General features: G+C 60.6%; 15 protein-coding genes. 1 reads left to right on the top strand and 14 read right to left on the bottom strand.

All coding sequences use genetic code 11. The features are described from left to right. Positions 1–228 precede the first annotated feature (228 nt). Complete coding sequence (locus tag BUC04_RS10205; RefSeq protein WP_067656320.1) at positions 229–1,002, bottom strand: TatD family hydrolase; 774 nt, start codon at positions 1,000–1,002, stop codon at positions 229–231. Next, positions 983–1,126, bottom strand: a complete 144-nt coding sequence (locus BUC04_RS24085) for a DUF5363 family protein (protein WP_169799576.1) — start codon at positions 1,124–1,126, stop codon at positions 983–985. The genes BUC04_RS10205 and BUC04_RS24085 overlap by 20 nt, the downstream gene beginning before the upstream one ends. A 115-nt stretch (positions 1,127–1,241) precedes the next feature. On the opposite strand from BUC04_RS24085, the gene BUC04_RS10210 reads away from it, so the two are divergent. Next, the gene (locus tag BUC04_RS10210; protein ID WP_067656323.1) at positions 1,242–1,706 is read left to right on the top strand and encodes a MarR family winged helix-turn-helix transcriptional regulator; all 465 of its coding nucleotides are present in this window, start codon (positions 1,242–1,244) and stop codon (positions 1,704–1,706) included. Between the two features lie 434 nt (positions 1,707–2,140). On the opposite strand, the gene prfC is transcribed toward BUC04_RS10210, so the two are convergent. The 12 genes from prfC to infB all read right to left on the bottom strand — a co-directional run bounded on the left by prfC (position 2,141) and on the right by infB (position 17,842). Then, positions 2,141–3,727, bottom strand: coding sequence for a peptide chain release factor 3 (gene prfC / locus BUC04_RS10215; RefSeq protein WP_067656327.1), 1,587 nt, complete (start codon positions 3,725–3,727; stop codon positions 2,141–2,143). Positions 3,728–3,810: 83 nt separating this feature from the next. After that, positions 3,811–4,863 carry a DUF2955 domain-containing protein gene (locus tag BUC04_RS10220; protein ID WP_082766561.1) on the bottom strand — a complete coding sequence of 351 codons (1,053 nt, stop codon included), beginning with the start codon at positions 4,861–4,863 and terminating at the stop codon, positions 3,811–3,813. Then, positions 4,853–6,004, bottom strand: coding sequence for an HlyD family secretion protein (locus BUC04_RS10225; RefSeq protein ID WP_067656336.1), 1,152 nt, complete (start codon positions 6,002–6,004; stop codon positions 4,853–4,855). Before BUC04_RS10225 ends, BUC04_RS10220 begins: the two co-directional genes overlap by 11 nt. Further along, positions 5,976–7,094 carry an AI-2E family transporter gene (locus BUC04_RS10230; RefSeq protein ID WP_067656342.1) on the bottom strand — a complete coding sequence of 373 codons (1,119 nt, stop codon included), beginning with the start codon at positions 7,092–7,094 and terminating at the stop codon, positions 5,976–5,978. Before BUC04_RS10230 ends, BUC04_RS10225 begins: the two co-directional genes overlap by 29 nt. Positions 7,095–7,291: 197 nt before the next feature. Continuing rightward, positions 7,292–8,197 (bottom strand): lipoprotein NlpI, encoded by a 906-nt coding sequence (gene nlpI / locus BUC04_RS10235; protein WP_306305287.1) that lies wholly within the window; start codon positions 8,195–8,197, stop codon positions 7,292–7,294. 89 nt (positions 8,198–8,286) lie between these two features. Further along, positions 8,287–10,383, bottom strand: coding sequence for a polyribonucleotide nucleotidyltransferase (pnp, locus tag BUC04_RS10240; RefSeq protein WP_067656350.1), 2,097 nt, complete (start codon positions 10,381–10,383; stop codon positions 8,287–8,289). Positions 10,384–10,689: 306 nt separating this feature from the next. Then, positions 10,690–11,835, bottom strand: a complete 1,146-nt coding sequence (locus BUC04_RS10245; protein WP_073325842.1) for a glycosyltransferase family 9 protein — start codon at positions 11,833–11,835, stop codon at positions 10,690–10,692. Positions 11,836–12,039: 204 nt separating this feature from the next. After that, a complete protein-coding gene (locus tag BUC04_RS10250; protein ID WP_067656354.1) occupies positions 12,040–13,125 on the bottom strand; it encodes a hypothetical protein in 1,086 nt (361 codons plus the stop codon). A 218-nt stretch (positions 13,126–13,343) separates the two neighbouring features. Then, positions 13,344–13,613 carry a 30S ribosomal protein S15 gene (gene rpsO, locus BUC04_RS10255; protein ID WP_067656359.1) on the bottom strand — a complete coding sequence of 90 codons (270 nt, stop codon included), beginning with the start codon at positions 13,611–13,613 and terminating at the stop codon, positions 13,344–13,346. Between the two features lie 93 nt (positions 13,614–13,706). After that, positions 13,707–14,651 carry a tRNA pseudouridine(55) synthase TruB gene (truB, locus tag BUC04_RS10260; protein ID WP_067656361.1) on the bottom strand — a complete coding sequence of 315 codons (945 nt, stop codon included), beginning with the start codon at positions 14,649–14,651 and terminating at the stop codon, positions 13,707–13,709. Continuing rightward, positions 14,651–15,073 (bottom strand): 30S ribosome-binding factor RbfA, encoded by a 423-nt coding sequence (rbfA, locus tag BUC04_RS10265; protein WP_067656377.1) that lies wholly within the window; start codon positions 15,071–15,073, stop codon positions 14,651–14,653. Before rbfA ends, truB begins: the two co-directional genes overlap by 1 nt. Positions 15,074–15,172: 99 nt before the next feature. Beyond that, positions 15,173–17,842: a translation initiation factor IF-2 gene (gene infB / locus BUC04_RS10270; RefSeq protein ID WP_067656365.1), complete on the bottom strand. Its 2,670-nt coding sequence runs from the start codon at positions 17,840–17,842 to the stop codon at positions 15,173–15,175. Positions 17,843–17,852 lie beyond the last annotated feature (10 nt).

Here is a 17,852-nt window from a genome sequence, read left to right on the forward strand (position 1 = left end):
ATCCTCTTATCTGGATGTCATTGACGTGCCGCGCACATCTACCTAAAAAGCGGCGGGATTATACTGCTCTCTTCGTCAAAATGCCTCAGGGTAACGGTAATAATTGTGACTTACCCTCGAATTTGAACTCACTTCAGAGCAAAATTCTTGAGTGAGATTCACAGACCGTCACATATCTCCACCTTTTCAGGCGGGTCAAAGCATGCCTAAACATAGCAGGTGAGAAATTCAGCGGGGCTGCAGGGTGGGAAATAGCTGATGGAGGTTGTGTAACAGGGTGGGAGCCAGTTGCTCTGACGGTTCGCTGCGCAGTTCCGCCAGTGCCGCCAGCACCTTGGGCAGTTGGGCCGGCTCGTTGGCCTGTCCCTGGTAACCGCACAGTGGCATATCCGGACTGTCGGTCTCCAGCACCATCGCCGAGAGTGGCAATTGGGCAACGGTCTGGCGGGTTTTTTGCGCCCGGGGATAGCTGATCACCCCGCCGATCCCCAGTTTGAGGTTGTGACGCAGGTATTGTCGGGCCAGATCCAGGCTGCCGGAGAAGCCATGCAGGATACCACCGGCGGGCAGGCTCACACGGTTTAACAACTGCAGCAGCTCATTGTGGGCCTTTCGCACATGCAACAGCACGGGTAACTCGTGTTGCTGCGCCAGTTTCAATTGCGCCAGGCAGCGCTGCTGCTGGGCGGCCATCGGCTCGCTGCCGGCGACCCCATCCAGGCCACATTCACCGATGGCAAGATAGGGATGTGGGCCAGCCAGACGGGCAGTCATCGCCTCAACATCACCATCGGCGTGCGCAAAGCAGGGGTGCAGACCAATAGCTGCGGAAACCCCCGAGTGTTCGGCCAGGGCTTCAAGCCGGGGCCAGCCGGCCCGATCCACCGCCGGCACGATGCAGTGGCTGACGCCCACCGCTTGTGCCCTTGCCAGCACCGTCTGCCACTGGCTGTACAGCGGCGCCAGGTCCAGGTGGCAGTGGCTATCGATCAGGTTGCTCACCGCGCTTCAGCGCCTCCTGGGCGCGCTCAGACAGCGGTACACAGCAACGCTTACTTTCCGGGGTCAGCCCCAGCGAGTCGAGAAACTGACAATATTTTGCCCACAGGGCTTTAATCCAACGCATAGTGCTCCTCCTGGCCGTTAGGGTACCAGTCTGACCCGGGGGGATCGAGGCAAACGGTTGCAACTGCAACCAGTTGCACGTCATCATAGCCTTGATCTTACATGGAAAGAGCCCAATGACAGCCTCCAAGCCCCTGGTAGAACTGCAACAGTTTCTGCCCTATCGCATGGCCAGTACCGCCAGTCACATCAGCCAGGGACTGGCCCAGGTCTATGGTCAGGCCCCCTTCTCGCTGGCCCTGGCGGAATGGCGCATCCTGGCTCAGCTGGCCCGCAGTGGCGAGGCCAATGCCAAGGTAATCGCCCAGCTTACCGATATGGACAAGACCAAGGTCTCTCGCGGGGTCAAAACCCTCGAAGCCAAGGGCCTGTTGCACAAGCGCCAGGACAGCCAGGACAACCGGGCCACCAACCTCAGTCTCAACCAGCAAGGTTGGCAGCTGTATCGCGACCTGGCACCGCTGGCCCTGGCCTGGGAGTCGAGCCTGCTCAGTGCCCTGACCGATGCCGAGCGTCAGGCGCTGTTTCAGATCCTTGATAAGCTCGACCGACAGCTGGAACGGCCAGTGCTCATCGACTAAACCCCGCGGGCAACAATAACGGCTCTGTCCTAGCTAAGTCTTGATTTCCACAAGCACTCTCCTTGGTCGCCGTTCATCGTGCCCCGCCAGCACTTCGCCGACTTGGAGTCGCCCAAGCGAAGTGGCCTAAGGCCAGGTCGAAGGCCTGGATGGCCTGAGTGGCTTGCGGAGACAAGGATGTCGACTCAAGCCAGAGCCGCAGGCTTTGGACACGATAGTGAGGGTTAGCGACGACCGGAGGCAAACGGGGGTTCCAAGGGGGCGGGACGCCCCTTTGGTTGCTGCCGGCAACCCGGCAAAATTGTCAGTAAAGATTGAAAGTGGGAGCCGCAAGGCTAATTAGAACAACCGTAAACTACGGCAGAGCACGCCAAAAAAAAGATGGCCTTCGCCATCCTTTTTTCATTGTGCAGCCGGGGCTTCCGACCCGCGCATCAATGCTCGCGGGTCTTATGGAAGGTTACGTCCGGGTAGCGCTCCATGGTCAGGTTGAGGTTAACCATGGTGGGGGCGATGTAGGTCAGGTTATCACCGCCATCCAACGCCAGGTTGGTGGAGGCCTTGCGACGGAACTCGTCCTCTTTCTTCGGGTCCTCACAGCTGACCCAACGGGCAGTGGCCACGTTGATTGGCTCGTAGATCGCCTCCACCTTGTACTCGGTGCGCAGGCGAGCCACAACCACGTCAAACTGCAGCACACCCACCGCGCCCACGATCAGATCGTTGTTGTCGATGGGACGGAACACCTGCACCGCGCCCTCTTCCGACAGCTGAACCAGACCCTTGAGCAGTTGCTTCTGCTTGAGCGGGTCCTTAAGGCGGATGCGACGGAACATCTCCGGGGCAAAGTTGGGGATGCCGGTGAACTTCAGTGCCTCACCCTGGGAGAAGGTATCCCCGATCTGGATGGTGCCGTGGTTATGCAGGCCGATGATGTCACCGGGGTAAGCCTCCTCGGCGTGGCTGCGATCGCCGGCCATGAAGGTCACCGCATCGGAGATGGTCACATCCTTGCCCAGGCGCACGTGGCGCATCTTCATGCCCTTGCTGTATTTGCCGGAGCAGATGCGCATAAAGGCGATGCGGTCGCGGTGCTTGGGATCCATGTTGGCCTGGATCTTAAACACGAAGCCGGAAAACTTGTCGTCGTCCGCTGCTACGGTGCGCAGATCGGTTTCCCGCGGCTGCGGTGCCGGGGCCCATTCGGTCAGGCCATCCAGCATATGGTCGACACCAAAGTTACCCAAAGCAGTACCGAAGTAGACCGGGGTCAGCTCGCCCGACAGGAACAGCTCCAGATCAAACTCGTTGGAGGCGCCGATCACCAGCTCCAGCTCCTCGCGCAGCTGGGCCGCCAGCTCGTCACCAATCTCGCTGTCCAGCTCCGGGTTGTCCAGGCCCTTGACGATGCGCTTCTCCTGGATGGTGTGACCCTGACCGCTCTGGTACAGGATGGTCTCGTCCCGGTGGATGTGATAAACGCCCTTGAACTCCTTACCACAGCCGATGGGCCAGGTGATGGGCGCGCACATGATGTTGAGCTCGTTCTCCACCTCATCCATCACCTCCATCGGGTCACGGATATCGCGGTCGAGCTTGTTCATAAAGGTGACGATGGGGGTATCACGCAGGCGGGTGACCTCCATCAGCTTGCGGGTCCGGTCTTCCACACCCTTGGCGGCGTCGATCACCATCAGGCAGGAATCCACCGCGGTCAGGGTGCGGTAGGTGTCTTCCGAGAAGTCCTCGTGGCCCGGGGTGTCCAGCAGGTTGACCAGAGCCTCATTGTAGGGGAACTGCATCACCGAGGTGGTTACGGAGATCCCACGCTCCTTCTCCATCTCCATCCAGTCGGACTTGGCGTGCTGGCCACTGCCACCGCGGCCCTTAACGGTACCGGCCTTCTGCAGGGCCTGGCCAAACAGCAGCACCTTCTCGGTGATGGTGGTCTTACCCGCATCGGGGTGAGAGATAATGGCGAACGTGCGTCGCTTCGCCACTTCGGAAATCTGGTTGCTCATAAATCTCGACCGGAAAAAGGGAGGTTCAGCTCGGAGCTGCAAAGGGGGCGATTATAGCCGGTGTCCCCGCTCAGAAAAAGGGCTCAGGCTGCCTCCGACGGGGGCTGAGGCTGAGGCTGAGTCTGAGGCTTAGCCTTGAGCCAGCCCAGGTAGGTCATCAGGGCACAGCCCCCCACCATATAGACCGCGGCTGCAGAGACCTGCAGCAATCGGGTGATGAACTTGGCGTCCGCTTCGCCCCCGCTGGAGCCGGTGGTGGAGCAGATGATCACCAGGAAGGTGGTGAAAGCGGAGGCGTAGATCTTGCCCTTGGGGTCGAGGAAGATCTTCTCGGCAAACAGCAAACTGGTGATCGCCATCAGCGCCACGAAGAAGGTCCACTGCGGCACCGCCACCAGCAGCTGGTAGAACACCAGGGCCGCCACACCGCCTATCAGGTTAGCCAGCAGGATCACCGCGCCAGCCTTGATGCCACCGTGCAGGTCCGGATCCTGCGATAGCACCGCGACAAACACCAGAACCAGCAGGTCTGAGGTGCGATCGGTCAGGAAGATAAAGACAAACAGCGGCACCACCAGCAGGGTACTGAGTGCCGCCCGTCGGGCCGCCTCGGCGTCGCTCAGCGGGTCGGGCTTGGGCGGCATCTCCAGTGGCCCCAACTGGGGGATCCAGCTGTACATCAGCGCCGCCATCAGCAGGCCCAGGCCGGTGGAGATCAGAAAACCCCAGGCAAACTCCACCGCCAGCGGCCGGCTGATCAGTCCCAATGCCGGGAACATCAGTATCGCCACCAGCAGCATCAGCACCACCATGGCGTTCATCCCCAGCGCCGCTCGATAGAAGGTGAGAAACAGCAGCCAGGTCATGGCGATCAGACAGACCCACATATAGGGCAGCAGCAGGTAGACGATGGCCACACCCACGCCAAACGCCATGGCAATCCCCAGCAGCAACTGCCAATAGGCCTTGGCGGGCAGCGGCAGCGCCGGCGGGCCAAGAAACAGGCCGACAAAGATCGGCGCAACAAACGCCAGAGGCCACTCAATGGTCATCGCCAGGGTGACCGAGATGGTTATCCCTAGGGCAAAGCGCAGGATGCGACGACGGTCGTCCTCCACCGCAGTATCAGTAGACATAGCTCACCAGGCTGACCAGGCGGATCCACAGCTTGCCGATCCAGCGGGTGATCATCGCCCGTTCGGTGTAGATGATCACATCCGCCTGCCCCCCTTCACGGCGGTAGCCCACAGCCGATTCATCGGAGAAGCGGATAATCACCGGGAAGCGCTGGGCGTCGCGCAGCCAGCCCGAGGTCTCCTCCGGCGACTGCAGGCTGCCCACCGAGCTGCCCTGCTCAAACTGGATGCCGGCGCTGACCGACACCACCTCACCGTGGAAGATACGGCCCGGTGCCGCATCCAGCACCATCTCCACCGCATCGCCGGGCTGGATGTTCTCCAGGTTGTTCTCCCGCAGGTAGGCCTCGAGCCAAACATCCTTGGAGGAGACAAAGGTCATGATGGGTTGGCCAGGGTTGGCGTAGTAGCCGGCGTCATAGCGGATGTTGGTCACCATGCCGTAGCGCGGGGCCCGCACCACGGTGTTCTCAAGATCCAGCCGGGCCTGGCCCAAGGCCGACAACGCCCGCTGCAGCTTGGGGTTATCCTCGCCGGCCAGGCCTACCTGCTGCTTGGCCATCTCCAGGTTGGCCTGGGCCTGGTCCACCGAGGCCTCGGCACTGGACAACTGGGCCCGGGCCCGGTCCACATCGGACTGGGACACATAACCCTCGTCGGCCACTGCCAGGATCCGCGCGGTGTCCGCCTTGACCCGGTTAAGACTGGCCACGGATTCGATCACCCGGGCCTGGGCCGAGGCCACATTGGCGGTACCGGCACCAACCTCCTGCCCCGCCAGCTCCAGCTCCGCTTCCGCCTTGCGCACCGCCAACTCGTAGCGCTCCCGTTCGATATTAACCAGCGCCTGGCCAGGTTGAACAATCTGATTGTTGGAGACCGGTATTCCCACCACCTGCCCCGCCACCTGAGTGGCCATTGGCAGGATGTAGCCCCGCACCCGGGCGTTGTCGGTGCGGGGGGCAAAGCGTTCCGAAGCCACATACCAGGTGAAGATCAGCAGGCAGACCAGCGCCACCACCCGGGAGGTCTTGCGCACCTTCTTGCTGGTCTCACTGGCGGCTTTGTCCGCCTCGGACTTGGCTTGTGCTTGAGTCTCTTCGGCTTTGGGATCAGACGGTTTGTTGTCCGCTGTGCTCATCCTGTGCTCCTTGTTCCGCATCCTGCGTGGCTGGGCTCAACCAGGCCATAAAGAGGGTATAACCCACCGCCAGCACCACGGCGCCGGCGAACAGACCGATGATCCCGGACAGCATCATGCCGCCAATGGCCCCCAGCAGGATCACCAGCATCGGCACCTCCATGCCACGACCGAGGAACATCGGCTTGAGGAAGCCATCGCTGCCGCTGACGATCAGCGACCACACGGCGAACAGGGTGGCGGACATACCATCGTTGACCGAGAAGACATAGGCGATGATGGGGGCCAGCACGATGATGGGGGGAAGCTGGGCAATGGCTAAGACCAGCACCAGTACCATCCACACCCCGGCGGCGGGAACGCCCACCAGCACCATGCCCAGCCCGGCGGCCAGGGCCTGGATCACTGCCACCCCCAGCACGCCCTTGGCGACGCTGCGGATGGTGTCGCAGGCCAGCTGCGGCAGCTCCGAATTGGTATGCCCGGTTACCCGGTCGGCCACCTGTTGCACTGCGCCTTTGCAGGCTTCGCCGGTGGTGAGGAATACCCCACCGATGATCACCGACAGGCAGAACATGGCGACGCCACCGAAGAGAGAACCCAGCATGCCCAGCAGGCCGCTGAGGGCATTGCCGATGCTGTCCTTGTGCTTGACCATAAAGCCGGTGAGATTCTGTGAGGCCTCCAGCCAGGTGGCGTGGGCCTTTTCACCGATCAGGGGCCAGGATTTCACCTGGTCCGTCGGCGGCGGGATCTCAAGGGTACCTGCCTGCAGGTGCTCAGTGAAGCGTCCAGCACTGTCCACCACACCGCCCCCCAACGAGAAGGTCGGTATCAGTAGCAGGGCCAAACCCGCCAAGGTGATCAGGGTGGCCGACAGCTTGGCCTTGCCCCCCAATCGGGCGGTCAGGCCCAGGTGCATCGGGTACAGCGCCACCGCCAGCAGGGTGGCCCAGATCACGGGCACCAGGAAGGGTCGAATGATCTGGAAACACCAGACCAGCAAAATGGAGATCAGAAACAGCTTTATTGCCGCCTCAATGATGGCGTGCTCATTGTTGACGACCGGACGAGGTTCGGAACTGGCCATAACTCACCCACCTTAGTGAAGTTGGCAGAACGATTAGGGGAGGCACCACATCCTGATGTGCCGGAGAGTAACTATAACAATGGGTTAAATTTTCGTCAGGAAAGCTGGTCAAATTTCATGCAGCTTTGTCGCTTCCGCCCAGGCAGCAAAAAGCCGCCCGCAGGCGGCTTTCTATCTCATAGCGGATAGCTCAGGGCTTACTGCTGGGGCGGATTCACCCGAGCCTGGGCTTCTTTCATCGCGCCTTCGGCGATCTCGCGCATCTCCAGCAGGGCGTAGCGGTGCTCGACAAACTCGTACACATTGGTGGCCAGGGCCAGCTTGTACAGGTTCATCGCCTTGCCGCTTTGGCCCTGCAGGCGGGCCTGTTTGCCCAGGTAGAAATAGGCTTCGCACAGACGCTCCGCCAGCTCGCCCTGCTTTTGCAGGCCTTCACGGCTCGAGGCCAGCAGCTCACCGCCGCTGATACGGCCCAGGTAGAGATCCACCAGGCCGGTAGACCAGTTATCGTCATCCAGCCGGGTGCGGTGATCCGCCAGCTGGATCAGTGCCTGTTCCGGATCCAGTTGATGCTGGGCCAGGTAAAGCCAGATCACCCGGTAGGGGTCGTTGGGCTCATCCAGCAGGAAGGTAGTGAAGTCCTGCACCGCCAGGTCCGGTCGCTCGCCATAGTAGAGCGCAATGCCCCGGTTGAGGTAGGCGTAGCTGTATTGCGGATCCAGCTCCAATACCGCGTCAAAGGCCTCGTAGGCCTGGTCAAACTCCATCGCCTGGGTGGCGTAGATGCCGATGAAGTTGTAGACATCGGTGTAATCCGGCTGCAGCTGCAGGGCCAGGTTGAAATCGATGCGCGCCAGGGTGCGCAAACCCAGGGCGTCGTAACGCAGGCCGCGGTCGTAGAGGAAACGGGCCCGCTGCTGTTCGGTCAGATCCGGCACGGTCAGCAGCTCGCTGAGCTTGGCCACCTGCACCTCGATCTGGGGGTCTGCCTGCTGCGGCGTGGCCAGCAGCAGCTGAGGTTCGTCGTTGATCGGCGCCGGTTGGGTGGCACAGCCCGTCAGCAGGGCCGCGGCAACCACCACGGGCACCATCAATCGTTTCATCGTCATAGTCTTCCTATTCCCCAAGGGATCGCTCGGGGCCAAAACAAAAAAAGGAGAGCGAATGCTCCCCTTTTTATCACACTTCAGGCTTATTCGGCAGCCGGCTTGGCAGCCACTTCCTTCATGGACAGGCGGATGCGGCCCTGACGGTCCACTTCCACTACCTTCACGTCCACTTCCTGACCCATCTCCAGGTGATCGGCGACGTTGTTCACGCGCTCTTCACTGATCTGGGAGATGTGCACCAGGCCATCTTTGCCCGGCAGGATGTTAACGAAGGCACCGAAGTCAACGATGCGAACCACTTTACCCTTGTAGATACGACCCTCTTCCACATCGGCGGTGATCGCCTCGATGCGGCTGATGGCGTCCTTGGCGGCGGCGCCATCGGTGGAGGCGACCTTCACGGTACCATCGTCTTCGATCTCGATGGTGGTGCCGGTCTCTTCGGTCAGGGCACGGATCACAGCGCCACCTTTACCGATCACGTCACGGATCTTGTCCGGGTTGATCTTGATGGTGGTGATGCGCGGTGCGTGCATGGACAGCTCTTCGCGGTGAGACGGCAGCGCCTCGTCCATCACACCCAGGATGTGGTTACGAGCTTCGTTGGCCTGCTTCAGGGCGATCTGCATGATCTCCTGAGTGATGCCTTCGATCTTGATGTCCATCTGCAGCGCGGTTACGCCTTCGGCGGTACCGGCTACCTTGAAGTCCATATCGCCCAGGTGGTCTTCGTCACCCAGGATGTCGGACAGAACTACGAAGTCTTCGCCTTCCTTCACCAGACCCATCGCGATGCCTGCAACGGAAGCCTTGATCGGCACACCGGCGTCCATCAGGGCCAGAGAGGTACCACAGACAGAAGCCATGGAGGAGGAACCGTTGGATTCGGTGATCTCAGACACCACGCGAACGGTGTAAGGGAACTCCTCGGCGGTCGGCATAACAGCCTGAACACCACGCTTGGCCAGCTTACCGTGGCCGATTTCGCGGCGCTTGGGGGAACCCATAAAGCCGGTCTCGCCTACACAGTAGGGAGGGAAGTTGTAGTGCAGCATAAAGCGGTCGGTGCGCTCACCCACCAGCTCGTCGATGATCTGGCCATCGCGCTCGGTGCCCAGGGTAGCGGCTACCAGGGCCTGGGTCTCGCCACGGGTAAACAGGGCGGAACCGTGGGTACGCGGCAGTACGCCCGGCAGTACGGACAGGGCGCGAACCATCTTGGTGTCACGGCCATCGATACGCGGCTCACCGGCGATGATGCGGCTACGAACCACCTTCTTCTCCAGGCTGCCCAGCATGCCGCCGATCTCTTGCTCATCCTGCTCCGGGGTCTCCGCCAGGATCGCTTGCTTGGTCGCAGCCTTCACGGCGTTGATCTTCTCGATGCGAGCCATCTTGTCGGTGGTGGTGTAGGCGTCGCCCATGCCTTCGGTGGCCAGCTCGGCAACCTTGGCTTCCAGCGCAACGTTCTTCTCCGGTGCAGTCCACTCCCAAGTGGGCTTGCCTGCTTCGGCTTTCAGCTCGTTAATGGCGTTGATCACCGCCTGCTGTGCCTGGTGACCGTACATCACCGCACCCAGCATCACCTCTTCGGACAGCACTTCCGCTTCGGATTCCACCATCAGAACCGCGCCTTCGGTACCGGCAACCACCAGGTCCAGCTTGGATTCTTTCAGCTCTTCCACGGACGGGTTGAGCAGGTACTCGCCGTCCTGGTAACCCACACGGGCACAACCGATGGGGCCGTTGAACGGAATACCGGACAGGGACAGCGCAGCGGAGGTACCGATCATGGCTACCACGTCAGGGGACACAGCCGGCTCAACGGAAACCACGGTGGCAACCACCTGGACTTCGTTCATAAAGCCTTTCGGGAACAGCGGGCGGATCGGACGGTCGATCAGACGCGCAGTCAGGGTCTCACCCTCGGCCGGACGGCCTTCACGCTTGAAGAAGCCACCGGGGATCTTACCGGCTGCGTAGGTCTTCTCCTGGTAGTTCACGGTCAGCGGGAAGAAGTCTTGACCCGGGTTAACGGATTTCTTACCAACGACGGTCACCAGAACGGTGGTGTCGCCCATGCTGGCCAGTACGGCGGCATCGGCTTGGCGAGCGATCACGCCGGTTTCCAGCGTGACGGTGTGCTTTCCGTAAGGGAAGCTCTTAATGACAGGATTCACTAGCTGTTTCCTTAACTGTGTTTTTCGTCTCAAATTTCGCCCGTTAGTATACTGCAAACCCAAGGGAAAGATAGCGATGCTGGGGGCTTGGGTCGGGAAAAGACTTGAAAAATCTGCCAACTCGGACTTGGCCCGCTACCCCGGCGAACCTCGCTAGATTAGGCGAGCAATATTTCAGCGTTTTTGCCCCCCTGACTCTGCCCTCACCCCCCTGCCCCGCCGCAAACCCCAAAGCCCCTTGAAACGAAAAACGGAGGCCCCTGGCCTCCGTGTCAAACCCGCTATTCCCCGGATGGGGTCTCCCACCTAGGCCTCGCTGTGCTCAGCGATTTGGCCCAGTGCTAGGGTGCGCACCATGGTGTTCACCGTCTCCAGCACATCGGCAACGCTGATGTCACTGACCGCACCATTGCCCTTGGCCACCAGCACCTGGGAGGCAGCGCTGGCCTGTGGGGTCCAGTAGGACTTCTTATCCCGCTTCATCGCCACCAGCGGCCGACCGAAGGCGGTGGCAAAGTGCATGATGGCGGTATCCACGGTCACCACAAAATCCGCTTGGCTGATCATCGCCGGCAGCTCAAAGAAGTGCTGATCGACGGTAAACACCGCCACCCGGGCCTGATGCGACTTGAGAAACTCCGCCACCGCCGCCTGCATCGGCTCAAAATGCTCGCCGGTGACGTTCAGCACGAAGCGACGGCTGGGTTCCGCCTCCGCCAGGCGCTGAACCAGCTCCAGCATCTGCTCTGGTTGCCAGTTCTTGCGCGGCGCGGTGGACAGGTGGTTAAGGAAGAACAGCGTACCGGGGGCTTCGCCAAACTTCTCCTGCAGCCACTGCTGGGCACCGATGGGGTAGCTCTCTGGCAGCTGCATGCTGGGCAGGTACTGGGCCCGGGATAGCTCCACCCCAGCCACTTCCGACACCAGGTGGTAGTAGCGATCGGTGATGTGGTGCTCCGCCGGCAGCATCTTATCGGTCAGGGTATAGAGCGCATCGGCGCTGCGCAGCTGCCAACGGGTCCACAGCCCCACCGACTTGTTATCTGCAGTGCCGCAAACGTAGAAGGCCTCCGGTGCGATCTGGCGAGCGATCTTGGCATAGCGCCAGGGCTTACTGTTGGGCAGGCTCAGTAGCAGATCATAGGGTTGCTCAGCGGCCCGCTGGATCTGGGCACGCTGGCTCTCCACAAAGTCACAGCAGCCGTAGGCCAGCTCAAAGGCGGGCTCCGCCTCAATCCACTGCTCAATGATACGGCTGCGGGACAGGCGCCAGGCATCCTGGTTATTGCGGCCATCGTCAAACCAGATGTCCAGAATCAGCTCGGGGTTGTTCTGCTTCAGCGCCGCCAGGAAGGTCTTGCAGTAGAGAAAATCCCCCAGGGCAAAGGGCGCCATCACCAGCATGCGCTTGGCCTGGCTCATCCGCTGTGCGGGGATCAAAGGGGGTGTCATGGAGGAACCACCATCAACAAATAAAGAGAGGGGGCAATTATAACCTCCCCATCCCGGTTGCCAATCGATGCCCTGCAAAAGCCGGATTTATGGCAGGAAATGGCCATCCGTCGTCATTGCCAACAAAAAAGCCCTCCACAAGGGAGGGCTCTTATCCGGATCAGCGAAGCGTTGACTCCTGCTAGGGATTAGTCGAACTGGGGCTTACTCGAAGTAGGGCTTGTCCGCCAGTGGGTAGAGGTAGGGCTGAACCTGGGTGTTCAGGTGGGACTCCACCTCACTTCCTTCCATGGTAGAGCCATCCCCCGCTCCCCACCAGTTGCCCGCCAATTGGGCCGGCTCGTAGGCGCGGTGAGAGATGTGGATCGCATCACTCTGAGGTTCCTTCCGTAAGTTACTGCCACTGATATGAAGGTCACCCTTCACACGGAGCAGCCCCACTGTCACATCGGAACCGGTGATCATCACCGACTCGTAGTCTTGCGCAGCGTTGAATGGAGAGCTCAGCTTGGAATCGATCACCTTGAGGTGGCCCGTGCTGGTGAACCAGAGACCGCACGACTCCAGCTCCGACCGCTCCACGGTGATATCACCAATACCGCCACCCGTTGCGGCACAGCCGGTGACGTCTCTCATCGTTACTGCCATCGGCTGCTCTGCCTGCGAGTAGATCATCGGCCAGCCGCTGGTCGCCCGCTCCAGGTCCTGCAGGATGATGGGGCGACGGGCATCAATACCACCGTAACCAACACCACGGCTCGTCCCCATGGGGGCAAAGGTAATGTTCTCGTCGATGGTGAGCGGTTGCAGGCTCTCGTCGGTGTGATTATCACAAGCCAGGCTCACGGTGCCCTCGTTGAGCTTGGCCGGAGAGTCGCTCTGGGCAATGGCGTAAGCCATGGACGGGTGAACCTCAAACTCGTACACCTCGTCGATGGTGCCATCGTTGTCCTGGTAGGGCTCAAGCGGAGCGTACTGGGCGCGCACCCGGTAGGTACCTGGGAGATCAGCGTAGAGCTCATTAAAGCCCTCGATGCGGGCCTCACTGCCGTAGGGGGTCTCCAGCAGGGTGAACTGCGCCTTAAAGCGGATGCCATTACGATGGGTAGACACACCAAGGTACTGCGCCGTCTCCGGGCAGGTGGCCACACTGTCGATGGCGGTATTCAGGTAGGCATTATCGAAGTGAAACAGCTGGTAGCTGGGTTGCTTAACAGAGTCACTGTCACTGGAGCAGGCCGACAGGCCCAGGGTCGCGAGTACCGCGATGGAAAGTGCGCGCAAAGTCATGAGGATTACCAAAGATGTACGAGATGGCGCGATTGTACGTGGCGGTAAACAACACAAGAACGAAAAGCGGCGAAATACCAGCCACTTTTACCCCTACGTTACCAGGGGACAACCCGGTGTCAAAGGGCTTAACCGGGATCGATCCCGGGGAAACAGGTCAGATAACAGGCAAAAGAAAAGGGAGCCTAACGGCTCCCTTTTCCCAAATTGGTTGCGACTTAGCGACGCAGGCCCAGCTTGGCGATCAGCTCTTGGTAACGAGCTACATCTTTACGCTTCAGGTAGTCCAGCAGCTTACGACGCTGGGCAACCATGCGCAGCAGACCGCGACGGCTGTGGTGGTCGTGGATGTGCTGCTTGAAGTGGCCTTGCAGGTGGTTGATCTGAGCGGTGTGCAGAGCGATCTGCACTTCCGGGCAACCGGTGTCGTTCTCACCGCGGCCGAACTCAGCAACGATCTTAGCCTTAGCTTCTACGCTTAGTGACATAGTCTTTTCTCCAAAATTAATGTATTTCACCCCCACGCCGATCACTAACTCAGCGTAAGAGGCGGGGCATTATAGCCGCTTGCCGGTGGCTGCTCAACCCTGCTGGATGTTGATCAGGCGCTTTGGCGCCACCAAGCCATCTTCGTCAATCTGACCCAGGCCGATAAACACCCGTTGCGGACCGACGGTGAGACGGACGGTGCCGGTCTCCGGTGCCCGCGGTACCTGTACCGCTTGGCCCTGCAGCAGGTAACCAGCAACCACGTCACCCATGTTCACCTCAGGCAGGGTCGCCACTGCGGTGTCCATCGGCAGCAGCAGCGGGTCCAGCAGCTCTTTGGGCTTGCGGCCCTGATCCAGCGCCTGCTCCAGCAGGTTCTCGATCTGCTCCAGCTGCACCATGCGCTCATAAGGGTAGCCGGCCACCTGGGTACGACGCAGCACGATCACGTGGGCGCCGCAACCCAGCACCTCTCCCAGGTCATCCACGATGGTGCGGATGTAGGTGCCCTTGGACACGTGCACGTCCAGCTCCACCTCGTCGCCGTCGAAGCGATTGAGGATCAGCTCGTAGACATTGATCGGGCGCGCCTCGCGGGGCACCTCGATCCCTTCCCGGGCGTACTTGTACAGGGGCTGGCCCTGGTACTTCAGCGCCGAGTACATGGAGGGCACCTGCATGCTCTCGCCGCGGAAGCCTTCCAGTGCCTCGTTGAGCTGGTCCAGGTTCACGTTGACCGGACGCTCAGACACCACCTCGCCGTCGGCGTCACTGGTGGTGGTACGCACCCCCAGCTTGGCCACCACGGTGTAGCGCTTGTCCGCGTCCAGCAGGAACTGGGAGAACTTGGTCGCCTCACCCAGGCAGATCGGCAGCATGCCGGTAGCCAGGGGATCCAAGGCACCGGTGTGGCCGGCCTTGGCGGCATTGTAGACCCGTTTGACCTTCTGCAGCGCGTCGTTGGAGCTGATCCCCGCCGGCTTATCCAGCAGCAGGATGCCGTCGATCAGACGGCCACGGTTGCGACGACGTCCCATCAGCCCTGACCCTCTTCGCTGCCCGGCTCATCGCCATCGGTACGACCGCTCTGCTCCGCCTTAGCGTCGTCCTCGGCACGCACCTGGGAGACCAGGCTGGCCATCCGCATCCCCTCAACCAGGGACTTGTCGTACTCGAAGCGGATCTCCGGCATCACCCGCAGCTTGACGCGGGAGGCCAGCAGGGTGCGGATCATCGGCGCCAGCTCCACCAGCACCGCCAGTTGTTTCTTCACCTCGTCGGCGTCGTCATTGAGGAAGGTCACGAACACCTTGGCGTAACCCATGTCCTTGGACACTTCCACTTCATTGACCGTGACCATGCCCAGACGGCTGTCACGAACCTCACGCATCAGCACCATCGCCAGCTCACGCTGCAGCTGCTGGCCGACACGGCGGCTTCGACTGAATTCTTTTGCCATATTCTTTTTCACCAAAAAGAGGGGCCGCAGCCCCTCTTGATACGCCAGCAACAACCCAAAGTTAGTTCATTGCTTGCTGCCGGCTATGTTCCACTGCGATTACAGGGTGCGTTTCACTTCCACGGTCTCGAACACTTCGATCTGGTCACCGACCTTCACGTCGTTGTAGTTCTTAACGCCGATACCACACTCCATGCCGTTACGAACTTCCTGCAGGTCGTCTTTAAAGCGACGCAGGGATTCCAGTTCGCCTTCGTAGATCACCACGTTTTCGCGCAGTACACGGATCGGGGCGTTACGCTTAACGATACCCTCGGTCACCATACAACCTGCAACCGCACCAATCTTCGGCGACTTGAACACTTCGCGAACCTGGGCCAGACCAATGATCTCCTGCTTGAACTCCGGAGCCAGCATGCCGCTCATGGCCTGCTTCACTTCGTCGATCAAATCATAGATCACGCTGTAGTAACGCAGATCCAGGTTTTCGTTGTCCACGGTGCGACGAGCAACCGCATCGGCACGAACGTTGAAGCCCACCAGGATGGCGTTAGAGGCCGCGGCCAGGGAGGCGTCGGTCTCGGTGATACCACCCACACCACGGCCAATGATGTTCACCTTCACTTCGTCGGTGGACAGCTTGGTCAGGGAGTCGGCAATCGCTTCCAGGGAGCCCTGTACGTCGGCCTTCAGTACCACGTTCAGCTCGGAGATGTCGCCAGCGGTCATGTTGGTGAACATGTTCTCCAGCTTGGCCTTCTGCTGGCGAGCGAGCTTGACCTCGCGGAACTTGCCCTGGCGGTGCAGCGCAACCTCACGGGCCTTCTTCTCGTCACGCACCACGGTGGCTTCGTCACCGGCGGCCGGAACACCGGACAGACCCAGGATCTCAACCGGGATGGACGGACCCGCTTCGTCGATAGGCTGACCGTTCTCGTCGCGCATGGCACGGACACGGCCGTACTCCAGGCCACACAGAACGATATCGCCCTGACGCAGGGTACCTTCCTGAACCAGGATGGAAGCGACCGGGCCGCGGCCCTTGTCCAGACGGGACTCGATCACCACGCCGTGGGCCATGCCCTCTTTGCGGGCGTTCAGTTCCAGAACCTCGGACTGCAGCAGGATGCCTTCCAGCAGGGCGTCAACGCCTTCACCGGACTTGGCAGACACGTGAGCAAACATGTGCTCGCCGCCCCAGTCTTCCGGGATCACGCCGTGCTGAGACAGCTCGTTCTTCACGCGGTCCGGATCGGCGGTTTCCTTATCCATCTTGTTCACCGCAATCACCAGCGGCACTTCGGCTGCCTTGGCGTGCTGGATCGCTTCGATGGTTTGCGGCATCACACCGTCATCGGCTGCCACAACCAGGACCACGATGTCGGTGGCCTTGGCACCACGGGCACGCATGCTGGTAAAGGCGGCGTGACCCGGGGTATCCAGGAAGGTGATCATGCCGTTTTCGGTTTCTACGTGGTAGGCACCGATGTGCTGGGTAATACCACCGGCCTCGCCAGAGGCAACCTTGGCACGACGGATGTAATCCAGCAGGGAGGTCTTACCGTGGTCAACGTGACCCATGATGGTCACAACCGGTGCGCGGCTGACGGTTTCTGCGGTGGTGTCACGATCGGACAGTACGGCATCTTCCATCTCGTTGTCGTTGCGCAGAACCACCTTGTGGCCCAGCTCTTCGGCAACCAGCTGCGCGGTTTCCTGGTCAATCACCTGGTTGATGGTCACCATGGAGCCCATCTTCATCATCGCCTTGATGATCTCGGTCGCCTTGATGGCCATCTTGTTGGCCAGCTCCGCTACGGTGATGGTCTCGCCGATCACCACATCACGGACAACCTTCTCAGCCGGCTTCTGGAAGCCATGCTGCATGGACGACGGTGCATTCACACCGCGCTTACCACGCTGGTTACGACCGCCGCGCTGGTTACGACCACCGCGGGCATTGCGATCATTCGCACCGGCAGGCTTCTTCTTACGACGAGGACCGGCACGCTCGGCCTTGGCATCCTGCTGATCTTCAGCAGCTCGGGCCGCAACAGAAGTGGTCACGTGGTAGTCAGCGTTCTTTTCCTGCTCTTTACGCTTGGCATCTTCCTCGGCCCAGCGTTGAGCGTTCTCTTCGGCCAGCTTCTTGGCCTCTTCGGCCTTTGCTTTGGCCTCTTCTTCCGCTTTCCGTGCCGCTTCTGCTTCTTGCGCTTTCAACAATGCTTCTGCCTCTTCTTTGGCTTTCTGTTCTTGCGCAACGGTTTCGGGATCGCTCTCGACGGCCTCACGCTTGGCTTTTTGCTCAGCCGCACGCTTGGCTTTTTCTTCCGCCGCACGCTTGGCCTTTTCTTCGGCTTCGCGGCGCGCTTGCTCATCCGCCTCACGCTTGGCTTGCGCCTCACGCTTGGCATTTTCTTCGGCCTCCAGGCGAGCACGCTCTTCGGCTTCCTTGCGGGCCTCTTCCTCTACCGCACTACGCTTGACGTAGGTGCGCTTCTTACGAACTTCAACCTGCACCGACTTGCTCTTACCACCGCCGCTGGACACGCTCAGGGTAGAGCGGGTCTTGCGCTGCAGGGTCAGACGAGTGGGCTCGGCCTTACCGCCGTGCTGCTCAGCCAGGTGGTTCAGCAGCTGCTGCTGCTCCGCCTGGGTGACGCTGTCGCCGGCGTTTTTGTTGATACCAGCTTCGGCAAATTGCGCTACCAGACGGTCAACGGGTTTGCCGACTTCCTCGGCTAGGGCTGAGATGGTTTTATCTGACATTATCCTTATA

The sequence above is a fragment of the Ferrimonas marina genome, from assembly GCF_900129905.1.
Lineage (GTDB): Bacteria > Pseudomonadota > Gammaproteobacteria > Enterobacterales > Shewanellaceae > Ferrimonas > Ferrimonas marina.

Coding starts and splice junctions, on each gene's coding strand:
- rbfA (WP_067656377.1), bottom strand. CDS start 15,073: ATGGCAAAAGAATTCAGTCGAAGCCGCCGTGTCGGCCAGCAGCTGCAG.
- BUC04_RS10245 (WP_073325842.1), bottom strand. CDS start 11,835: ATGACACCCCCTTTGATCCCCGCACAGCGGATGAGCCAGGCCAAGCGC.
- BUC04_RS10220 (WP_082766561.1), bottom strand. CDS start 4,863: ATGTCTACTGATACTGCGGTGGAGGACGACCGTCGTCGCATCCTGCGC.
- prfC (WP_067656327.1), bottom strand. CDS start 3,727: ATGAGCAACCAGATTTCCGAAGTGGCGAAGCGACGCACGTTCGCCATT.
- truB (WP_067656361.1), bottom strand. CDS start 14,651: ATGGGACGTCGTCGCAACCGTGGCCGTCTGATCGACGGCATCCTGCTG.
- rpsO (WP_067656359.1), bottom strand. CDS start 13,613: ATGTCACTAAGCGTAGAAGCTAAGGCTAAGATCGTTGCTGAGTTCGGC.
- infB (WP_067656365.1), bottom strand. CDS start 17,842: ATGTCAGATAAAACCATCTCAGCCCTAGCCGAGGAAGTCGGCAAACCC.
- BUC04_RS10250 (WP_067656354.1), bottom strand. CDS start 13,125: ATGACTTTGCGCGCACTTTCCATCGCGGTACTCGCGACCCTGGGCCTG.
- BUC04_RS10230 (WP_067656342.1), bottom strand. CDS start 7,094: ATGGCCAGTTCCGAACCTCGTCCGGTCGTCAACAATGAGCACGCCATC.
- BUC04_RS10225 (WP_067656336.1), bottom strand. CDS start 6,004: ATGAGCACAGCGGACAACAAACCGTCTGATCCCAAAGCCGAAGAGACT.
- BUC04_RS24085 (WP_169799576.1), bottom strand. CDS start 1,126: ATGCGTTGGATTAAAGCCCTGTGGGCAAAATATTGTCAGTTTCTCGAC.
- BUC04_RS10210 (WP_067656323.1), top strand. CDS start 1,242: ATGACAGCCTCCAAGCCCCTGGTAGAACTGCAACAGTTTCTGCCCTAT.
- nlpI (WP_306305287.1), bottom strand. CDS start 8,197: ATGAAACGATTGATGGTGCCCGTGGTGGTTGCCGCGGCCCTGCTGACG.